This is a genomic window from Bradyrhizobium sp. A5 (genome assembly GCF_042076515.1).
In the GTDB taxonomy this organism is placed as follows: domain Bacteria; phylum Pseudomonadota; class Alphaproteobacteria; order Rhizobiales; family Xanthobacteraceae; genus Bradyrhizobium; species Bradyrhizobium cosmicum.
Genome location: NZ_CP148990.1, coordinates 1,825,039 through 1,844,477, shown reverse-complemented (window position 1 = coordinate 1,844,477; position 19,439 = coordinate 1,825,039). Strand labels below are relative to the sequence as shown.

Sequence of the window (19,439 nt, the reverse complement as noted above, 5' to 3'; positions counted from 1 at the left end):
CTTGCCGCGATGATGGAAAGATGGTGGGCACGCTTTCGCTTTGCCCACCCTCCGGAACTGCGTCGCAGCCTTACTGCACGCTCAGCGCCACGAAGCGCAGCTCGCCGTCGGCATTCGAGACCAGCAGCAGCACCGACTTCTTGCCGTCCTTCTTGAGCTGGTCGACCCGCTTCTGGATGTCGGCCCCGCTCGAGACCGCCTCCTGCGCCACCTCGACGATGACGTCGCCGGCGGAAAGCCGCTTCTCGGCGGCGTCGGAATTGGCGTCGACACTCGTGACGACCACGCCCTTGACGCTGTCCTTGATCTTGTAGCGCGTGCGCAGATCCTTGTTGAGCGCGGCGAGATCGAGGCCGAGCGCCTTCTGTGTCACCGGCTTCTCGGGCGCGGGCTCGTCGGCCTTCACCGCGGCCTGCACCTTGTCGGGATCCTGCAAGCGGCCGAGCGTGACCTTCTTGGTCTCCTCCTGGCCCTTGCGGATGACGATGACGTCGACCTCCTTGCCGACCGCAGTATCGGCGACGACGCGGGAAAGGTCCTTCGGGTCCTTGACGTCCTTGCCGTCGAACTTGACGACGACGTCGCCCGGCTCGATGCCGGCGGGCTTGGCCGGGCCCTTGTCGTCCACGCCGGCAACCAGCGCGCCGCGCGGCGGCTTGATGTTGAGGCTCTCGGCGATCTCGTCGGTGACGCTCTGGATGCGCACGCCCAGCCAGCCGCGGCGCAGCTCGCCGAACTGACGGAGCTGGTCGACGACACCAGCGACCGTCTTCGACGGCACGGCGAAGCCGATGCCGATCGAGCCGCCGGAGGGCGAGATGATCAGTGTATTGACGCCGATGACGTCGCCATCGAGGTTGAACAGCGGACCGCCGGAATTGCCGCGGTTGATGGAGGCGTCGGTCTGAATGTAACTGTCGTAGGGACCGGAGGAGATGTCGCGGTTCTTGGCCGAGACGATGCCGGCGGTCACCGTGCCACCGAGGCTGAAAGGATTGCCGATCGCAACCACCCATTCGCCGAGGCGCAGCTTGTCGGAGTCGCCGAACTTCACCGACACCAGCGGCTTCGGCGGCTTGAACTTCAGCACGGCAAGGTCGGTCTTCTTGTCGACGCCGACCAGCTCGGCCTTGATCTTGGTGCCGTCGTTGAGGATGACGTTGATCTCGTCGGCATCCGCAATGACATGGTTGTTCGTGACGACGACGCCCGATGTGTCGATGATGAAGCCGCTTCCGAGCGAATTGGTCTTGCGTGGCGGGCCGTTGTCGCCGCCCTTGCTGCCGCCGCCGGGACCCTTCCGGTTCTTGAAGAAGTCGTCGAAGAACTCCTCGAACGGCGAGCCGGGCGGCAGTTGCGGCATGGCGTTGCTACCGCCGCCGCCCTTTGCCTCGACGGTCTGCGAGGTCGAGATGTTGACGACCGCGTCGATCACCTTCTCGGCGACGTCAGCAATGCCCTCCGGTCCGCGCGCGTGAGCCGGCGTGCCGAACACGCTGAAGGCACTGACGGCGAGCGCGGCCAGCCCTAAGCGCAACCGGGTCGGGGCAATGGTGGCAGCGGTCATAGGGTTCTCCAGAGAAAAGGATTCGGCTCCAAGCCTTCGACGTGAAGCCTTCGACTTGAAGCCTTCGACTTCAAGACTGCGCTCGAACCGGGGGACGGCGCAAGCACGGAGGTTAACGGGCCTCAAGACCCGGACAATACGGCGAAAACCGGCCTCTCGCCTTCACTTTGGCGTTGGCGGGACGGCTAAATCGGGCGCCGCATCACCCAGATCAGGACCAGGCCGGCCACGGCCGAACCGATCCCGACCGCCCGCAGGATATTGTCCGGCGTGGCGATGGCGCTCTTCATGGCCTTGCGCATCCAGGCCGGACTTGCCGCAAACATCAAGCCTTCGAGCACGAACAGGATGCCTAGGCCGATGAGGAAGTCGGCGAACGCAATGGACCTCATCGGATGGGAACCTCCCGTTGTGCTGTTCTTGTCTGGACGAAGGGGCGGCAGACCTGCCGCCCCTTGTCGCGCTTATGGCTTGGCCGGCGCCGCGGCGGGCATCCTGCCGGACGGGTTACCAAAGAACCGGAAGAAATCCGAGTCCGGACGGAGCAGGAAGCGGGTATCGCTCGACTTCAACCCAGTCTCATAGGCCGCCATCGACCGGTAGAAAGCAAAGAAGTCGGCGTCCTTGCCGTAGGCTTCCGCAAACAGGCGGTTGCGCTCGGCATCGCCGACACCGCGAGTCTGCTCGGCCTGTGACTTCGCTTCCGCCTCGATCACGGTCGCCTCGCGGTCGGCCTTGGAGCGGATTTCCTGGGCCTTCTGGCCACCCTGCGCGCGGAACTCGGCGGCCTCGCGCTCGCGTTCCGTCTTCATGCGCTGGTAGACCGCCTGGCTGTTCTGCTCCGGCAGATCGGCGCGCCGGATCCGGACGTCGACGACCTGGATGCCGTAGCCGTCGGCCTCGCGGTCGAGCTGGTCACGGATGCGCTGCATCAGCTTCTCGCGGTCGTCGCGCACCACGTTGATGAAGGTGACCTCGCCGAGCACGCGGCGCAGCGCCGCGTTCAGGAGCGTGGTGAGCTGGATGTTGGCCGCCTGGATCGAACCGATGCTCTGGTAGAAGCGCAACGCGTCCTTGATGCGGTAGCGCGCAAAGGCATCGACCACGAGCCGCTTCTGGTCGGATGCGATCGCTTCCTGCGACGGATTTTCCAGATCGAGGATCCGCTTGTCGATGTTGATCACCGAATTCCACGGCGCCTTGAAATGCAGACCGGGGTCGGTGACGACGTCGACGGGGCGGCCGAACTGCAGCACGATGGTCTGCTCGGTCTGCTGCACCGTGAACAGCGACATGTAGCCGACGATCACGACGAGCAGGAGCCCGAGCAGCGTGACCATACCTGTGACCGGAGACCTCATCGGGTGCCTCCGCTCGATTGCTGACCGGTGGTAGGCGGCCGCTTCGTCGTCAGCTCGCCCAGCGGCAGATAGGGCACGACGCCCTGGCCCGAGGGGCCGCCGTCGTAGACGAGCTTGTCCGCGCCGCCGAGCACGCGCTCCATCGTCTCCAGATAAATCCGTTCACGCGTCACGTCGGGCGCCTTCTTGTATTCCTCGTAAACCTTCAGGAAGCGCGAGCTCTGGCCCTTGGCCTCGGCGACCGTCTGCTCCCTGTAGCCTTCGGCGGCCTGCAGGATCTGCGCGGCACGTCCGCGTGCCTGCGGCACCACCTGGTTGGCGTAGGTCTGCGCCTCGTTCTGCAACTGCTCGAGGTTGGCGCGCGCCGCCTGGACGTCGCGGAACGCGTCGATCACCTGCGCCGGCGGGTCGACCTTCTGCATCTGCACCTGGCTGATGACGATGCCGGCGCCGTAGCTGTCCAGGGTCTTCTGGATCAACTCCTGCACGCCCTGCTCGGTGACGTTGCGTGCGCCGGTCAGGATCGGCTGGATCTGCGAACGGCCGATGACTTCGCGCATCGCGCTCTCGGCGACCGCCTTCACGGTGCCTTCGGGATTCTGGATGTTGAAGAGGAAGTCGCCGACGCCGTCCGGCTTGATACGCCAGAGCACGGTGAAGTCGACATCGACGATGTTCTCGTCGCCGGTCAGCATCAGGCTCTCTTCCGGCACGTCACGGATGGAACGGCCACGCCGCGCCGGATCGTCGATCAGCGTCATGCCGATCGAGATGGTCGAGACGCGCAGCGCCTTCGGCAGCAGCACGGTCTCGATCGGATAGGGCAGATGATAATTCAGGCCGGGCTGCACGGTGCGGACATGCTTGCCGAAGCGCAGCACGACGCCGAGCTCTTCGGACTGCACCCGGAAGAAGCCCGACAGCAGCCAGAATGCGATGATGAGCAGGATGATCAGCGTGATGCCGATGCCGGAGAAATAGCCGCCCGGCATGATCTGCTGGAGGCGATCCTGGCTACGCCGCAGAAGGTCTTCCAGATCCGGCGGCCTCGGCCCGACCGGTTGCGGGCCTGTGCCCCATGGTCCCTTCGGACCCGAGCCCCATGGGCCACCGCCCTGATTCTTCCACGGCATTCGACGTTCTCCTCGGCAGACCGGGACTAGAACTAACCCGGCCCGCATTGTCCGGTCCGGCTTTATAGGGGACCGGCAGGTCCCTTACAACGCAGCCCTCGCCGTCCTTCGAGCTAAGCTCGGGGCCGGAAAAGTCAATGTTAACATTGGCAAATGCGGTTAATGGGAGGCCCGCCGACGATATGTCACATAGGAGAAGTCGGCGCTGTCCTCGGGTCCGGCAGGATGACGGATGCGCCCGACCTCATCCCATTCCGCCCTGTCGATGTCGAAATGCGTGTCGCCGTCGGGCCGCGCATGGACTTCGGTGATTTCGAGGCGGTCGGCGCGATCGAGCCATTGGCGATAGATCTCGGCGCCGCCGATCACCGCGATCTCGGCGACCGAACGCCGCAGGGCATCGCCAAGCGCAACCGCACCCGCATCCGCGGACGATGTCGTGACGATGGCGCCGGCGGCGCGATAAGCCGCATCGCGCGTGATCACGATGTTGGTGCGGTTGGGCAGCGGACGCCGAAGGGATTCGAAGGTCTTGCGGCCCATGATTATGGGCTTGCCGATCGTGAGCGCCTTGAAGCGCGCCATGTCGGATTTCAATCGCCACGGGATCGCGTTGCCGGCGCCGATGACGCCGTTCTCCGCGACCGCCACCACGAACACGATCTCCATCAGGTCGCGCTCCCGGCCAGTCGTGTCAGCGCAGGACCAGTGACACGGCACAGCGTCCAGTCGTCCATCATGACGGCACCCAGCGATTTGTAGAACGCGATCGACGGCGCGTTCCAGTCGAGCACCGCCCATTGTAAACGCGACCAGCCGTTGTCGACGCATTCCTTCGCGAGATAGACCAGCAGCCCCTTGCCGAGCCCCCTGCCCCGGTGGGACGGCCGCACGTAGAGATCTTCGAGATAGATGCCGTGGCGACCACTGAAGGTGGAGAAATTGACGAACCAGACAGCAAAGCCGACCGGCTCGCCGTTCCACTCGGCAATGGCGCAATGGAGTTGCGGTCTCTCGCCGAACAGCGCATCACCGATCATCGCCTCGGTCGCATCGACCTCGTGCGAGAGCTTTTCGTATTCGGCGAGCTCGCGGATGAAGGCGAGAACGAGCCCGGCCTCGCCGGGGCGCGCGCGGCGGATATTGTGCGACATCTGCTTCAGACCGCGACCGCCGCCTTGATGTGAGGATGCGGATCGTAGCCGACGAGCTCGAAATCCTCGAAGCGGAAGGAGAAGATGTCCTTCACATCGGGGGTGACCCGCATCACCGGTAGCGCACGCGGCGTGCGGGTGAGCTGAAGCTTCGCCTGCTCCAGATGGTTGGAATACAGATGGGCGTCGCCGAACGAATGCACGAAGTCGCCAGGCTTCAGACCCGTGACCTGCGCCACCATCATGGTGAGCAGCGCATAGGAGGCGATGTTGAAGGGCACGCCGAGGAAGACGTCGGCGGAGCGCTGGTAGAGCTGGCACGACAGCTTGCCGTTGGCGACGTAGAACTGAAACAGGCAGTGGCACGGCGGCAGCGCCATCTTGTCGACTTCGGCGGGATTCCAGGCCGAGACGATCAGGCGGCGCGAGTCCGGGTTGCGCTTGATCATGTCGACCACGTTCGTGATCTGATCGATGCTGCGTCCGTCCGGCGCGGGCCAGGAGCGCCATTGATGGCCATAGACCGGGCCGAGATCGCCGTTGGCGTCCGCCCACTCGTCCCAGATGGTGACGCCGTTGTCGCGCAGATATTTGATGTTGGTGTCGCCCTTCAGGAACCACAAAAGCTCATGCACGATCGCCTTCAACGGCAGCCGCTTGGTGGTCAGCATCGGGAAGCCGGCGGACAGATTGAAGCGCATCTGATGACCGAATATCGACAGCGTCCCGGTACCGGTCCGGTCGGTCTTCTCGGCGCCGTCTGATAGAATCCGCTCGAGCAGGTCCTGATACTGGTGCATGTGCCATAGAGCCTTTGGGGAGGCGGCGAACTTAACGGCCACCTCCGCGCTGCGACAGCATCGATTCGCTGCCTGCGTGGATTATACCCGGAAAAGTGAGCGTTTTCCGCGCAAACGACAAGGGGCGGAACCCGCGTCCCGCCCCTTGCCTATCGGCTTGATCCTGCTTGCTAACTTGCCGGCTTGAGCACCGGCGTCCACTTCGCGATCTCGTTCTTGACGAGGGTGGCCAGCGCCTCCGGCGTCCGCTCCGCGGGAGCCGGAATGACACTCCCGAGTTCGAGCAGGCGCTTCTTCACGGTGTCGTCGTCGAGCGCCTTGATCGCGGCGGCGTTCAGGCTTGCAACAATCGCGGGTGAAGTTCCCTTCGGCGCGAACATCGCGTTCCAGGCCTGGGCCTGGAACGCCGGCAGGCCGGCTTCCGCCGTGGTCGGAACGTTCGGCAGCGACGGATTGCGCTCCGCCGTTGCGATCGCATAGCCCTTGATAGTGCCGGCGTTGATCTGCGGCACGGCATTCACGATCTGGTCGCACATGTAGTCGACCTGCCCGGCCACCAGCGCGTTCATCGCAGGGCCGGTGCCGTTGAAGGGCACGCCGACCGGCTTGACGTCGAGGATGGCGTGCAGCAGTTCGCAGGACACGTGCGAGACCGAGCCGATTCCGGCATGCGCCGCGTTCACCTTTTCGGCGTTGGCCTTCACGTAGGACACGAACTCCTTGAGGTCCTTCGGCGGAAAGTCCTTGCGCGCCAGGATCAGGATCGGCGTGCCCGCGAGCAGTGCGATCGGCTCGAAGTCCTTTTCGGGATGATAGGCGAGCTTCGGATAGAGCGGCACCGACGCCGCATGTGTGCCCATATGCCCGGTGATGAGAGTATAGCCGTCATTGGCCGCGCGCGCGGCGCGCGTGGTCGCGGTCGTGCCGCCCGCGCCGACGACGTTCTCGATGATGATGCTCTGCCCGAGCGTCTGCGCCATATGCGAGGTGACGATCCGCGAGATCACGTCGGTCGGACCGCCGGCGGCGAACGGCACGATCATGGTGATGCCGCGCGTCGGATAGGTCTGCGCCTCTGCCGGTGCGACAAAGGAACACAGCAACGCCAGCACTGCTGCATATGCGCCCGCAGCAAGCGTGCGAGTGGAAGTCATCTCGATCCCCCCGGACACGAAAAAAATGCCGGCCAAAAAGGCCGGCATTTTCATTTCACGAAGACATCACACAAGTCGATTCGACTTCCGAATGCGGCGCGCCGACGCAGGCGCGCTCAGTTCTCGGATTCGGTGAACACCTCGTCGCGCTTGGAACGCAACGCGGGTAGCACCGTGAGCACCAGAAGGAAGGCCGCGATCCCCAGCAGCACCGCCGACAGCGGACGCGTCAGGAACACGCTCCAGTCGCCGCGCGAGATCAGCAGCGCGCGGCGCAGATTCTCTTCCATCAGCGGTCCGAGCACCATGCCGAGCAGCAGCGGAGCCGGTTCGAAATCGTGCTTGATCAGCCAGTAGCCGACCAGACCGAACACGCCTGCGAGAATGACGTCCACCGGCGCGTTGTTCACCGAGTAGATGCCGATCGCGCAGAAGATCACGATCGAGGGGAACATCAGCCGGTAAGGCACGCGCAACAGTCGCACCCAGATTCCGACCAGCGGCAGGTTGATGATGATCAGCATCAGGTTGCCGATCCACATCGAGGCGATCATGCCCCAGACGAGGTCGGGCTGCTTCTGCATCACCTGCGGGCCCGGCACGATGCCGTGAATGGTCATCGCGCCGACCATCAGCGCCATCACCGCGTTCGGCGGGATGCCGAGCGTCAGCAGCGGAATGAAGGACGTCTGCGCCGCCGCGTTGTTGGCGCTTTCCGGCCCCGCCACACCCTCGATTGCGCCGCGGCCGAACCGCGACGGGTCCTTGGCGAGCTTCTTCTCGAGCGTGTAGGCCGCAAACGACGCGATCACCGCGCCGCCGCCCGGCAGAATGCCGAGGATAGAACCGAGCGCGGTGCCGCGCAGGATCGCGGGCGCCGAGTCCTTCAGGTCCTTCCTGGTCGGCATCAGGCCGGTGATCTTCTGCTGCACGAGATCGCGATTCATCTCGGCGCCGGCGTCGAGATTGCGGATGATCTCGGCAAAGCCGAACACGCCCATCGCCACCGTCGCGAAGCCGAGACCGTCGGCAAGCTCCGGAATGTTGAAGGCCATGCGCGAAGCACCGGTCTCGATGTCCGAGCCGACCATCGACAAGAGCAGGCCGAACACGATCATCGCGATCGCCTTCAGCACCGAGCCCTTGGCCAGCACGACCGCAAAGATCAGGCCAAGCACCATCAGCGAGAAATATTCGGCCGGACCGAACGCCAGCGCCAGCTTGGTGAGCGGCGCGCCGAGAACGGCAATGAGCACGGTCGCAACGCAGCCGGCGAAGAACGAGCCGATCGCCGCGATCGCCAGTGCCGGACCAGCACGGCCCTGCTTGGCCATCTGGTGACCGTCGATAGCGGTGACGACCGATGTCGCCTCACCAGGTATGTTGACAAGGATCGACGTGGTCGAGCCGCCATACTGGGCGCCATAATAGATGCCGGCGAGCATGATCAGCGCGCCGACCGGCGGCAGACCAAACGTGATCGGCAGCAGCATCGCGACCGTGGCGATGGTGCCGATGCCCGGGAGAACACCGACCAGCGTGCCGACGAGGGCACCGATCAGGCACATCAGGAGGTTGATCGGGGAGAACGCGACGGCGAAGCCGTGAGCGAGGTTGGCAAAGAGATCCATTACGCCCTCACTGAACCAGGAAACGCGGGAACATCGGCATCGGCAGCCCGAGCACGTAAGGGAACAGCAGCGCGCAGCCGAGCGTCAGGCAGGCACCGACGATCACGGCCTCCAACCAGCGCGTCTCGTGCGATCCCGTCGCCGCGATCATGAAGCTGGCAAAGGCGGAAACCACGACGCCGAGCGGCCGGATCGCCAGCGCGAAGAAGACGATCGCCGCCATCACGAACAGCGGCCCACGCCAGGAATAATGCGCCATCGACGGTCCGTCGGTCAGCAGTCCCGTCAACGCGATGGCGGCGCCAAGCGCCACGAGCAGCCCGCCGAACATCCGGGGCGCCGTGCCCGCGCCGAAGGAGAAGCCGCGCATCCCCTGCAGATCGCTGGAGGCCCACAGCGCGAACAAGGCGAGCGCCATCAGAACGATCCCGCCGACATAGTCCTGCGCCGACCGGATGGTCATGAACAGGGTGACGATCGCCACGGCAAATACCGGATAGGAATAGATCAGGGCCAGCAGCACATCGGATGACGCCTTCTTGGTGTCACCGCCGATCGATCCGATCAGCGCCCCGGGAGCGCCCGCGACCAGCGCGGTAGCGTGGCTGATCAGGACGGTGGCCGGGCCGCGTCCCGCGCCCCAACCGAAAATCGTCCCGATTGACCAGATGAATTCGAAAATCTGCGGCGCTACGGCCAGCAGACAAAAGCTGATCGCCACCGACGTGTTTCGGGTGGCTGTCGCTGAGTGGCCCATCGTATCGGCCATGCATGTCTCCTCCGCGACTCTTAAGTCACGAGCACTGTTGTTCTAATCGGCTTGGAAGTTGACCCCTCGCCCGCACCACTGCCTAGCGATTTTCATCACACAATGCCAGCAAAACCCAACAGCCCCCCGGCGAGCAAAAGCCATAGTGGATTGATGCGCGAGACCGAGGCGATCACTGCAACCGTCGCGGTCAGGAGCAGTGCAGCAATGGTGCGATCGGTCGACTGGGCCAGGATCAGGGCGCTCGCCGCCATCAATCCGATCGAGAGCGGAACCAGTGCAGCCTGAATCAGCCCGGGCCAGCGCGATCGGCTCGGCCGGTCCAGGAGACGGCTGACATAATAGGCAAGCAGCGCCGTCGGCAGGCACATCGCCAGCGTTGCCGCCAGCGCTCCGGGGATGCCGGCGACGGCATAGCCGATTAACGTAACGATAAGCACGTTTGGACCTGGCGAGAGTTGCGCGATCGCGTAGGCGTCGGCGAACTGCTTCTCGGTCATCCAGTGGTGCACGTCGACCGCGATGCGATGCATCTCGGGGACGGCCGCCGCAGCGCCGCCGACCGCGAACAGCGACATCAAACCAAAGGTGGAGATCAGCGCCCAGATCGGATTCTGGTTGTTCATGCGGCTACCTTCCGCCGCATCAGGTAGGTCACGCCGATACTGACGGGGACCGCGACCAGCAGCACCGCCTGAAGCGGCAGGCGGAGCACGCCGATGGCGGCGAATACGCCGATCATCAGGACGAGCGCGACGACATCCATTCGTTTGAACAGCGGCGTCATCATGCGGAAGACCACCGCGATCAAGAGGCCGACCGCCGCGCAGGAGATGCCCGCGAGGATGCGGCGCAAGACGTCCACGTCGCCGAACCGGGCATAGGCGATGGCGAGCGCGGTCATGATCAGCGTCGGTGGCAGCAACAGCCCGGTAAAGGCGGCAACCCCGCCGGCAATCCCGCGCAGCCGCGACCCGAACACCATCGACAGATTGACGATGTTGGGCCCGGGCAGGAAATGGCAGAGCGCAAAGGTCTCGTTGAACTCGTCCGCCGTCATCCAGCGGTGCTGATCGACGATGGCGTGCCGGGCAAACACCAGGACCCCGCCGAAACCGGCCAGCGACATCCGGGCAAAGGCCAGGAACAGTGCCGGCAAGCCAGGTGGAGGGGCTGGGGTAGCGGGGATACCCGGCTCTTGAGCGGCCGGTGCTGAATCCGTGGACATGTCAGGAGCTTAGAACGCGGACGGCTGCAGGGCCAAGATCAGACCGAAGGCCGTGCGGAACCTATCCAAAGGGAACCTCGCCGGGGCTGCTCGAAACACCTGTCATTTGAAACCTTTGCCCCCTATATTGGGGGTGCCGGTTCGCCGGCTATGGAAATAAACGGTCGTCGCAATAAACCATTCGGACCCGGGGGCGGTACCCGGCGCCTCCACCAAAGCCCACCGATCTTCGGGCTTCAGCCTGCCGGAAGGCGGGTTTTGGCGGGGGCGAAATAGGATCGACGAGGGCGTAAAGGGCGAACTTTTTCCCGGTATTGTTCCGCCGTTATCGGGCTATGCAATAGTTGCCAACGACAACTTTGCTCCGGTTGCTCAGGCTGCGTAACGCAGTTTGAAAGACCATTCTGAAGTCCTAACGGGTTAAGCTCCGTTAGGCGGGGTTCGGAGGCACCTGGCAACAGAAGCCTCCACTTACCTTTTAATTCATTCCCGGCGGGGACTCCTGCTGACCCGTCAGGCGCGGTACTATTGCGGCTTGGCGAGTCGGGCCGGCAGGGCCCAGCTCCTGGAATGCAACAGGACCACCATGGCGACCGATCATATCCGATACGATGTGCTGGCCCGCGACGCGCTGCGCGGCGTGCTGCGGAAGGTACTGACCGATGCCGCGGCCCATGGACTTCCGGGCGAGCATCATTTCTTCATCACCTTCGTATCGAAGGCCGATGGCGTGAAGATCTCGCCACGGCTGCTCGCGCAATACCCCGAAGAGATGACGATCATTCTTCAGCACCAGTTCTGGGACCTGACTGTGCTCGAGGACCGCTTCGAGGTCGGCTTGTCCTTCGGCGGCATTCCGGAGCGGCTGATCGTGCCGTTCAGCGCCATCAAGAGCTTCCTCGACCCGTCCGTGAAATTCGGCCTCCAGTTCGACACCTCCGACGTCGCCGAAGTGGCGCCCGAGACATTGCCGGCCGCTCCCGCGCCGTCGGCCGTGGCGGTGCCCGCACCTGCGACCGACGCCGCTGACAGCACGGAAGAGCCGGCCCCGAGCCAGGGCGGCGCCGAGGTCGTACGGCTCGATCGTTTCCGCAAGAAATGATCTAGGTTGGGCGCGAAGCCGTCGCGCCCGGCCAAACTGCCTATATAGAAGAGCACATGAACAGGCCGTGGCGTTTCGCACGGCAGAATGGATGTGCTCATGGCCAAAGCTGCCCGCTCCAAGCCGACCAACTCGAAGACCGCCCGCCCCGCCACCCGCATCGAGACCGACAGCTTTGGTCCGATCGAGGTCCCCGCCGATCGCTATTGGGGGGCGCAGACCGAGCGCTCGCGCCAGAATTTCCGCATCGGCATCGACCGCATGCCGATCTCGCTCGTGCACGCGCTCGGCATCGTCAAGCTCGCCGCCGCACAGTCGAACCTCGAGCTCGGCCTGCTCGACCAGCGCCGCGCCCACGCCATCATCCGCGCCGCCCGCGAGGTGATCGAGGGCAAGCTGGACGACCATTTTCCGCTCGTGGTGTGGCAGACCGGCTCGGGCACGCAGAGCAACATGAACCTCAACGAGGTGATCGCCAACCGCGCCAATGAGCTGCTCGGCGGCGAGCTCGGCGCCAAGAAGCCGGTGCATCCCAACGATCACGTCAACATGAGCCAGTCGTCGAACGACTCGTTTCCGACTGCCATGCATATCGCGGCTGCAAACCGCATCAATGCCGATCTCGTTCCTGCCCTCGGCGAGCTGCTCCGCGCGCTGCGCAAGAAGGAGAAAGAGTTCGCCAAGATCGTCAAGATCGGCCGCACCCACACCCAAGACGCGACGCCGCTGACGCTCGGCCAGGAATTTTCCGGCTATGCCGCGCAGGTCGAAAGCGGCATCGCCCGGCTCAAGGTCGCGGTGAAGGAGCTCTATCCGCTGGCGCAGGGCGGCACCGCCGTCGGCACCGGCCTCAATTCGAGCCCTCGCTTTGCAAAACTGTTCGCAAAGCACGTTGTCGGGATCACCAAGCTGCCCTTCACCAGCGCCGCCAACAAATTCGAGGCGCTGGCCTCGAACGACGCCTATGTGCTGGCGCACGGCGCCATCAACTCGGTCGCGACAGGCCTGTTCAAGATCGCCAACGACATCCGTCTGCTCGGATCGGGCCCACGTTCGGGCCTCGGCGAGTTGATCCTGCCGGAGAACGAGCCGGGCTCCTCGATCATGCCGGGCAAGGTCAACCCGACGCAGTGCGAGGCGATGACCATGGTGTGCTGCCAGGTGTTCGGCAACCACACCGCCGTCACGGTCGCCGGCAGCCAGGGCCATTTCGAGCTCAACGTATACAAGCCCGTTCTGGCCTACAACATGCTGCACTCAATCCGCCTGATGGCCGATGCCGCGCGCTCCTTCACCGAGCATTGCGTCAGCGGCATCCGCGCCGACGAGAAGCGCATCAAGGAGCTGATGCAGCGCTCGCTGATGCTGGTGACGGCGCTCGCCCCGAAGATCGGCTATGACAACGCCGCCAAGGTGGCCAAGACCGCGCATGCCAACGGCACCACGCTGAAGGAGGAGGCGCTCCGCCTCGGCTTGGTCTCCGCGGACGAGTTCGACCGCCTGGTGCAGCCGGAAAAAATGACGCGGCCCGGGTGAACTCCGAATTCTGATAGCCATCCGTAATGATACGGAGGCCCGGGGCACACAAATATGACGCCTGGGGGGGTAGGATTTGATTACCGTCAATGTTGCGGCGGGACGGCGTGCTACGCAGGTCCATTCGCCCTTGACGGGGCGCAATTCATCGTTTGATGGCCCGAGAGGCCGATTGACGAGGACAAGCGAATGGCGATCAAGTCTTGTGGGGCGCAACGCGGCGCCTTGTTTCTGGAAGTTTCATCCTGCCTGAAGAGGAGCGGATGATGGAGACGCGGCATGGGGAACGTCATCAACCTGAATCGTTTCAGGAAGCGCGCCGAACGGGAAACCTCGGCGAAGCAGGCGGACGCCAATCGGGCGAAGTTCGGCCGCACCAAGGCGGAGCGGTCGGTGGAGAAGACGCGCGCGGACCAGGCGAAGGGACACCTGGACCAGCACCGGATCGATCGCGAGGATCAGTCATGAAGTCCCCCGTCGTGAAGCGATCGATCGTCGTCGCAGGCCATAAGACCAGCGTCAGCCTGGAAGAGGCATTCTGGAACGGCATGAAGGAGATCTCGGGCCTGCGCAACATGACGCTGTCCGAGCTCGTCGGCGAAATCGACGGCAACCGCCAGCAGGGCAATCTGTCCTCGGCGATCCGCCTGTTCGTCCTCGACTACTTCAAGAGCCGCGCCATGGCCGCCATCCAGCCGGAAAAGGTCCCGGCCCAGTAGCCGCCGGGGCGTTTTCCCGCAGCGCCCCGCCGTCTGCACTTTAAAATCACTCTAAGGTGCGGCTTCGGCGCGCGAAGCGAGCTTGACCTCAATGCCCTGCGTTGAAAATACAGGGCATGACCGACAGCAATGATACGCGTTCGCAAATGCCGCTGGGCCTGGCCCAGCGCGGCTATACCGGCGTCATTCAGCACCTCTGCGCTGGGGATGCGGGTTCGGCTCTCTCCGACATCGAGCTGGAGAGCCGCCTGATCGAGCTCGGCTTCGTCGAGGGGGCCCGGGTCGAGGTCCTGCACGAGGGGCTGGTCGGGCGCGACCCGATTGCCGTGCGGGTCGACAACATCACGATCGCGGTCCGCCGTCGTGAAGCCATGGCCATCATCGTCGCCTGACGCGACCGGATATTTGATTCCATGGAACTGCCCCTCCTGCATCTCGCCCTGGTAGGCACGCCAAACAGCGGCAAGACCTCGCTGTTCAATGCCCTGACCGGCAGCCGGCAGAAGGTCGCGAACTATCCGGGCGTCACCGTCGAGCGCAAGGAAGGCTTCTTCGTCACGCCGCTCGGACGCCAAGTCTCCGTGGTCGACCTGCCCGGCACTTATTCACTGCGCGGCCGCAGCCCGGACGAAGAGATCACCCGCGACTTCGTGCTCGGCAAGGCCAGCGGCGAAACGGTGCCCGACCTCGTGCTGTGCGTGGCCGACTCCACCAATTTGCGCCTGACCATCCGCCTGCTGCTGGAACTCAAGCGCACCGGCCGGCCGATGATCCTGGTGCTCAACATGTTCGACATCGCCGCCCGCCGCGGCGTCACTGTCGACGTCGAGCGGCTCGCCAGCGAACTCGGCGTGCCCGTGGTCACCTCGATCGCGGTGCGCAAGGGCGGCACGGCCGACCTGCTGGCGCTGACCGACGAGATCGCGGCAAAGCTCGCCACCGAGCCGCAGGAGAACAGCTGGCGCGCGCTCAGCGTCGCCGAATTGCGCGCCACCCAGCGCGAGGCCGACCGCATCATCGCCGATTGCGTCAGCTTGCCAAGCCGGCCCGACACCTGGACCGCGCGGATCGACGCCGTGGTGCTGCACCCCGCCGGCGGGCTCATCGTGCTCGCGCTGATCCTGTTCGTGATGTTCCAGGCGGTGTTCGCCTGGGCGCAGCCGCTGATGGAGCTGCTCAACTCCGGCTTCGACGCGCTCGGCGAATTGGTGCACGCCACCCTGCCCGCCGGCCTACTGCAGAGCTTCCTGCAGAACGGCGTCATCTCGGGCGTCGGCAGCGTCATCGTGTTCCTGCCGCAGATCATCATCATCTTCCTGTTCATCCTGCTGCTGGAAGATTTCGGCTACATGGCGCGCGCCGCGTTCCTGATGGACCGCATCATGGGCGGCGCCGGCCTGCACGGCCGCGCCTTCATCCCGCTGCTGTCGAGCTTTGCCTGCGCCATTCCCGGCATCATGGCGACGCGCGTGATCGACAACAAGCGCGACCGGCTGACCACGATCCTGATCGCGCCGCTGATGACCTGCTCGGCGCGCATTCCGGTCTACACGCTGATCATCTCCGCCTTCATTCCGGCGAAGGAGATCTGGGGCTTCATCAACCTCCAGGGCCTCGTGATGTTCGGCCTCTACGCCGCGGGCATCACCAGCGCGCTTGCCGTCTCGTTCCTGATCAAGTTCTTCATGCTGCGCGACTATGCGCCGGCGCCGTTCATGCTGGAGCTGCCGGACTACAAGATGCCGCGGCTGAAATCGATCGCGATCGGCGTCTATACGCGGGCCAAGATGTTCCTCTACCGCGCCGGCACCACGATCTTCTCGATGATGGTGCTGATCTGGTTCCTGGCCTCGTTCCCGCAGCCGCCGGCGGGCACGACCGAGCCCGCCATCGACTTCAGCCTCGCCGCGATCATCGGCAAGGCGCTCGAGCCGCTGCTCGCCCCGGTCGGCTTCAACTGGCAGATCGCGGTCGCGCTGATCCCGGGCATGGCGGCGCGCGAGGTCGCGGTCGCGGCGCTCGGCACCGTCTATGCGATCGAAGGCGGCAAGGAAGCGGCCGAGCAGATCGGCCAGGTGCTGGCGACGAAATGGTCGCTCGCGACCGCGCTGTCGATGCTGGCCTGGTACATCTTCGCCCCGCAATGCGCCTCGACGCTCGCCGTGATCCGCCGCGAGACCGGAAGCTGGACCTGGATGGCGGTCACCTTCAGCTACATGCTGGTGCTGGCCTATGCGGCGAGCCTCCTGACGTACAATGTCGCGGTGGCGCTCGGGGCGGGGTAAGCCCCCTCCAAACCAAACTGCGAAAACAACCCCATGCACAGTAGACCGACGCTGTGAGATCAACGGGTTAGGCGTGCGGAAAAATCATCCGGCCGTAGCCCGGGATGGAGCGCGCCGAAATCCGGGATTCTCACCTCGCAGCTCGTGGGATGGCTAGAGCCCTTGCGAAACCCATCATCATCCATGCTCTGGTCGACATGATGGGTTTCGCGGCGCTCTGCCCGCGCTACGCCCATCCAGCGCGTCTTCGGAAAATCCGTTGACCCGTCGGGCAAAACAGGAGCATGATGGCATCGTCGATCCTTGCCCGTCAGCGCTGGCCGCCCTGTCCATCGTCCGGATCGTTGTCCGGCTCCTGGATCAGCACCGCGGGTTCGTCATAGCCTTTGCGGCTGCTGTAAAACACCAGCGCCATCAAGCCGACGCCGACGACCAGCGAGAACACGACGCCGAGCACCAGCGCGACATAGCCCGACGCCGGCACGCTGGTATCGGTGCTGATCCAGCCGAGATAGCCGAGAACGCACGCGGCAACGAGCATCGCGCATAGCACCGCGATGACAGTCCACCTGGCGAGCCTGCCGCCTTGCGGCACGGATGATGCTGGTTGTCCGTCAGTGCTGTTCATGAAGCTCTCCTCAGGCGGCCGTCGCGGCACGCTCACGGTGCGGTGGCCTTGCTCGCGATCGCATGCAGGGCCCCGGTCATCGCAGTCACGGCAGCCTTGGCGGGCTCACCGACACCATGACGCCCGGCGAGATAGGCGGGATCGTTGTAGCTGAGCCAGGTTACACCTTGCTCGTCCTGCCAGACCAGCGCCTTCAACGGCAAGTCGATGCCGACAGTCTGCGCTTGCTGCATCAACGGCGTGCCGCCGTTGGCGTTGCCGAAGATGATGAGATCGGTCGGCCGCAAGTTGAGGCCGACAGCGCTGGCACCCGCGGCATGATCGACATGGGCAAACACCGTAAGGCCCTTGGCCTTCACTTCGGTTTCCAGCCGCTTCATCGTATCTTCCGGCCCGAAACTGCTCTTGATGGTGATGAGTCCGTCTGCGGCCATCGCCTGTGTCTCCCATGAACATGTCGCTGCAATCACAGCGAGGATTTTGATCAGCACCGAAAGCTTCATGCCCCGCTCGCTCACTTCCTGCGGAATAGCTTCGCCGGGTCGAATTCCGGCTGCGGAATGAAGCCGTCGCGATTGGGCATCCTGATTTTCGGCAGGGTCTCCCTGTCGACCTTGCCGTCGGCGGGAACGATGCCGTTGAGACTCAGGATGTAGGCGGTGACGGCGTAGGTCTCGTCGATGCTGAGCGAGCCCGGCGTAGGATACGGCATTGCGCGATGAATGTAGTCGTACAACGTCGTCGCATAGGGCCAGAAACTGCCGACAGTCTTGACCGGCGCGCTGGACGCGAGCGTGCCCTGACCACCGGCGAGACGATCCTTGATGCCGCCCTGGCCGTTCTCGCCGTGACAGGCCGCGCAATTGTCGGAAAAGACCTGCTTTCCCCGCGCGGCCGTGCCGCTGCCGTCAGGCAGGCCCTTGCCGTCAGGCCCGACGTCAATGTCCCACAGCTTGATCTCCTCCGGCGTCGCCGGGCGCCCGAAATCGAAAGCCAATGCCGGCGCCGCGAGCAGCCCGATGGAGAACAAAACCGTGAGAAACAACTTGCTATGCGAGGACATTGCGGACCCTCCCGGCCTCGTCGATGCTCCAGGTCTGCTGGGCGTTGTAGTGGAACAGCGCATTGGTCCCCATCGCGGCGATGAAGGACTGCCGGTCCGGTTGAACATTGCCCTGATCGTCGGTCGAGCGGCTCACGATTTTGGTCGGCTTGCCGTCCCAGACCCAATCCATCTGGAAGCGCACCTGCGCCTTGGACAGCACCGGCTGGCTCAATTGCGCCTGCTTCCATGTCCTGGCGCCGTCGGTCGAGATCTCGACCTTGGCGATTCTGCCATGGCCGCTCCAGGCCAGACCGGAGATGCGGACATAGCCAGGCTGGATCTGCATCATCCCCGAGGGCTGGGTGATGACGGAGTTGGTCTCCATCCGCAGCTGGAACTGCCGTGCCTTGCCGTTCGCGAGCAGCTGCGTGTAGCGCGCAGTCTCCCAGCGCGTCATCCATGGCGCGTTGCCGAACTTGAGGCGGCGCAGCCACTTGATGTTGAGGTTGCCCTCGAAGCCCGGCATCACCAGCCGCATCGGAAAGCCATGCGCGGGCCGCAGCGGCTCACCGTTCTGTCCATAGGCGACGAAGGCCTCGTTCACGATCTCGTCGGTGAGGGGAATGCTGCGATCGACGCCGGCGCCGTCGCCGCCTTCCGCCAGCATCCAGTTCGAGCCCTTGTCCCTGCTGACGAGGTCGATCAGGAATTTGAGTGGCACCCCGGTCCATTCATTGGTGCTGACGAGGCCATGCGTGTTCTGCACCGTGAGATCGGGATCGGCCTTTTTCCAGTTCTCCCATCCGTTACCGGTGCATTCGATGAAGACCACGCGCGTGATCGACGGCATGCGCTTGAGATCGTCCACGCTGAAGACCAGCGGCTTCCGAACCATGCCGTGGATGAGAAGCCGGTGCTGCGCGGGATCGATGTCAGGCACGCCGGAATGGCTGCGCTCGTAATGCAGATCGGTCGGGGTGATGTTGCCCACCAGCTTCTGGTGCGGGGTCTTGGAATTGATGGCATCGCCGGGATCGACGTTCCGCTTGCCCGGCGAGGCCTCGGGAATGCGGTCGATCCTGGCGAAACGGGAACGTTCGCTGTGCGCACTGAGATCAGCGCCGGGCCCGCGATCGGGAACATCGGCCAGCGTTTCGGCGCCGGCCGCCTCGGTCGCAACCGCGCCAAGAATGCCTGCCGAGAGGCTTCCCACGAAGCCGCGGCGCGAAAGATTCGCAGGCCTCGGCAATGATTCGATTTGCGTCTTGGACGTCATGCGGTCTCCCGTCGATAATCGTGGCTTCTGGAATGCCTGCCGCTTTCATCC

At 64.3% G+C, this 19,439-nt stretch carries 22 protein-coding genes and 1 other RNA gene; 7 read left to right on the top strand and 16 right to left on the bottom strand.

Annotated features, from left to right (window positions below; all coding sequences use genetic code 11):
• Positions 1-70: 70 nt before the first annotated feature.
• From WHZ77_RS08700 to WHZ77_RS08645, 12 genes are all read right to left on the bottom strand, one after another.
• Complete coding sequence (locus tag WHZ77_RS08700) at positions 71-1,567, bottom strand: Do family serine endopeptidase (RefSeq protein ID WP_375313302.1); 1,497 nt, start codon at positions 1,565-1,567, stop codon at positions 71-73.
• Positions 1,568-1,752: 185 nt separating this feature from the next.
• Positions 1,753-1,959 (bottom strand): DUF2065 domain-containing protein, encoded by a 207-nt coding sequence (locus WHZ77_RS08695; RefSeq protein WP_015684376.1) that lies wholly within the window; start codon positions 1,957-1,959, stop codon positions 1,753-1,755.
• Between the two features lie 72 nt (positions 1,960-2,031).
• Entirely contained in the window at positions 2,032-2,928 is an 897-nt protein-coding gene (gene hflC, locus WHZ77_RS08690; protein ID WP_375313301.1) for a protease modulator HflC, read from the bottom strand.
• Positions 2,925-4,061 carry an FtsH protease activity modulator HflK gene (gene hflK, locus WHZ77_RS08685; protein ID WP_375313300.1) on the bottom strand — a complete coding sequence of 379 codons (1,137 nt, stop codon included), beginning with the start codon at positions 4,059-4,061 and terminating at the stop codon, positions 2,925-2,927. The genes hflC and hflK overlap by 4 nt, the downstream gene beginning before the upstream one ends.
• 159 nt (positions 4,062-4,220) lie before the next feature.
• Entirely contained in the window at positions 4,221-4,730 is a 510-nt protein-coding gene (locus tag WHZ77_RS08680) for a dihydrofolate reductase (RefSeq protein ID WP_375313299.1), read from the bottom strand.
• Positions 4,730-5,215, bottom strand: coding sequence for a GNAT family N-acetyltransferase (locus tag WHZ77_RS08675; protein WP_375313298.1), 486 nt, complete (start codon positions 5,213-5,215; stop codon positions 4,730-4,732). The genes WHZ77_RS08680 and WHZ77_RS08675 overlap by 1 nt, the downstream gene beginning before the upstream one ends.
• Positions 5,216-5,220: 5 nt before the next feature.
• Positions 5,221-6,015 (bottom strand): thymidylate synthase, encoded by a 795-nt coding sequence (locus tag WHZ77_RS08670; protein ID WP_375313297.1) that lies wholly within the window; start codon positions 6,013-6,015, stop codon positions 5,221-5,223.
• 170 nt (positions 6,016-6,185) lie between these two features.
• Positions 6,186-7,169, bottom strand: coding sequence for a tripartite tricarboxylate transporter substrate binding protein BugD (locus tag WHZ77_RS08665; protein WP_375313296.1), 984 nt, complete (start codon positions 7,167-7,169; stop codon positions 6,186-6,188).
• A gap of 116 nt (positions 7,170-7,285) precedes the next feature.
• Positions 7,286-8,800, bottom strand: a complete 1,515-nt coding sequence (locus tag WHZ77_RS08660) for a tripartite tricarboxylate transporter permease (protein ID WP_375313295.1) — start codon at positions 8,798-8,800, stop codon at positions 7,286-7,288.
• A gap of 7 nt (positions 8,801-8,807) precedes the next feature.
• Positions 8,808-9,569, bottom strand: a complete 762-nt coding sequence (locus WHZ77_RS08655) for a tripartite tricarboxylate transporter TctB family protein (protein WP_375313294.1) — start codon at positions 9,567-9,569, stop codon at positions 8,808-8,810.
• A 95-nt stretch (positions 9,570-9,664) separates the two neighbouring features.
• Positions 9,665-10,195, bottom strand: coding sequence for a chromate transporter (locus WHZ77_RS08650; RefSeq protein ID WP_375313293.1), 531 nt, complete (start codon positions 10,193-10,195; stop codon positions 9,665-9,667).
• Positions 10,192-10,797 (bottom strand): chromate transporter, encoded by a 606-nt coding sequence (locus tag WHZ77_RS08645; protein WP_375313292.1) that lies wholly within the window; start codon positions 10,795-10,797, stop codon positions 10,192-10,194. The genes WHZ77_RS08650 and WHZ77_RS08645 overlap by 4 nt, the downstream gene beginning before the upstream one ends.
• A 96-nt stretch (positions 10,798-10,893) precedes the next feature.
• On the opposite strand from WHZ77_RS08645, the gene ssrA reads away from it, so the two are divergent.
• The 7 genes from ssrA to WHZ77_RS08610 all read left to right on the top strand — a co-directional run bounded on the left by ssrA (position 10,894) and on the right by WHZ77_RS08610 (position 16,439).
• Positions 10,894-11,269, top strand: a transfer-messenger RNA (tmRNA) gene (gene ssrA, locus WHZ77_RS08640).
• A 114-nt stretch (positions 11,270-11,383) separates the two neighbouring features.
• The gene (locus tag WHZ77_RS08635; protein ID WP_375313291.1) at positions 11,384-11,899 is read left to right on the top strand and encodes an SspB family protein; all 516 of its coding nucleotides are present in this window, start codon (positions 11,384-11,386) and stop codon (positions 11,897-11,899) included.
• Between the two features lie 87 nt (positions 11,900-11,986).
• Positions 11,987-13,435, top strand: a complete 1,449-nt coding sequence (fumC, locus tag WHZ77_RS08630; protein ID WP_375313290.1) for a class II fumarate hydratase — start codon at positions 11,987-11,989, stop codon at positions 13,433-13,435.
• Positions 13,436-13,714: 279 nt separating this feature from the next.
• Entirely contained in the window at positions 13,715-13,903 is a 189-nt protein-coding gene (locus WHZ77_RS08625) for a DUF4169 family protein (RefSeq protein ID WP_375313289.1), read from the top strand.
• Complete coding sequence (locus WHZ77_RS08620) at positions 13,900-14,154, top strand: ribbon-helix-helix domain-containing protein (protein WP_014493044.1); 255 nt, start codon at positions 13,900-13,902, stop codon at positions 14,152-14,154. Before WHZ77_RS08625 ends, WHZ77_RS08620 begins: the two co-directional genes overlap by 4 nt.
• A gap of 116 nt (positions 14,155-14,270) precedes the next feature.
• Complete coding sequence (locus WHZ77_RS08615; RefSeq protein WP_375313288.1) at positions 14,271-14,546, top strand: ferrous iron transport protein A; 276 nt, start codon at positions 14,271-14,273, stop codon at positions 14,544-14,546.
• Positions 14,547-14,567: 21 nt separating this feature from the next.
• Positions 14,568-16,439, top strand: a complete 1,872-nt coding sequence (locus WHZ77_RS08610; RefSeq protein WP_375313287.1) for a ferrous iron transporter B — start codon at positions 14,568-14,570, stop codon at positions 16,437-16,439.
• 310 nt (positions 16,440-16,749) lie between these two features.
• Here WHZ77_RS08610 and WHZ77_RS08605 read toward each other — a convergent pair whose 3' ends face one another.
• The 4 genes from WHZ77_RS08605 to soxC are packed head-to-tail and all read right to left on the bottom strand — an operon-like array spanning position 16,750 to position 19,388.
• Positions 16,750-17,067, bottom strand: coding sequence for a hypothetical protein (locus WHZ77_RS08605; RefSeq protein WP_375313286.1), 318 nt, complete (start codon positions 17,065-17,067; stop codon positions 16,750-16,752).
• Between the two features lie 32 nt (positions 17,068-17,099).
• Positions 17,100-17,570, bottom strand: a complete 471-nt coding sequence (locus tag WHZ77_RS08600; RefSeq protein ID WP_375313285.1) for a DUF302 domain-containing protein — start codon at positions 17,568-17,570, stop codon at positions 17,100-17,102.
• 11 nt (positions 17,571-17,581) lie between these two features.
• A complete protein-coding gene (locus WHZ77_RS08595) occupies positions 17,582-18,130 on the bottom strand; it encodes a c-type cytochrome (protein WP_375313284.1) in 549 nt (182 codons plus the stop codon).
• The gene (gene soxC, locus WHZ77_RS08590) at positions 18,117-19,388 is read right to left on the bottom strand and encodes a sulfite dehydrogenase (RefSeq protein ID WP_375313283.1); all 1,272 of its coding nucleotides are present in this window, start codon (positions 19,386-19,388) and stop codon (positions 18,117-18,119) included. Before soxC ends, WHZ77_RS08595 begins: the two co-directional genes overlap by 14 nt.
• Positions 19,389-19,439 lie beyond the last annotated feature (51 nt).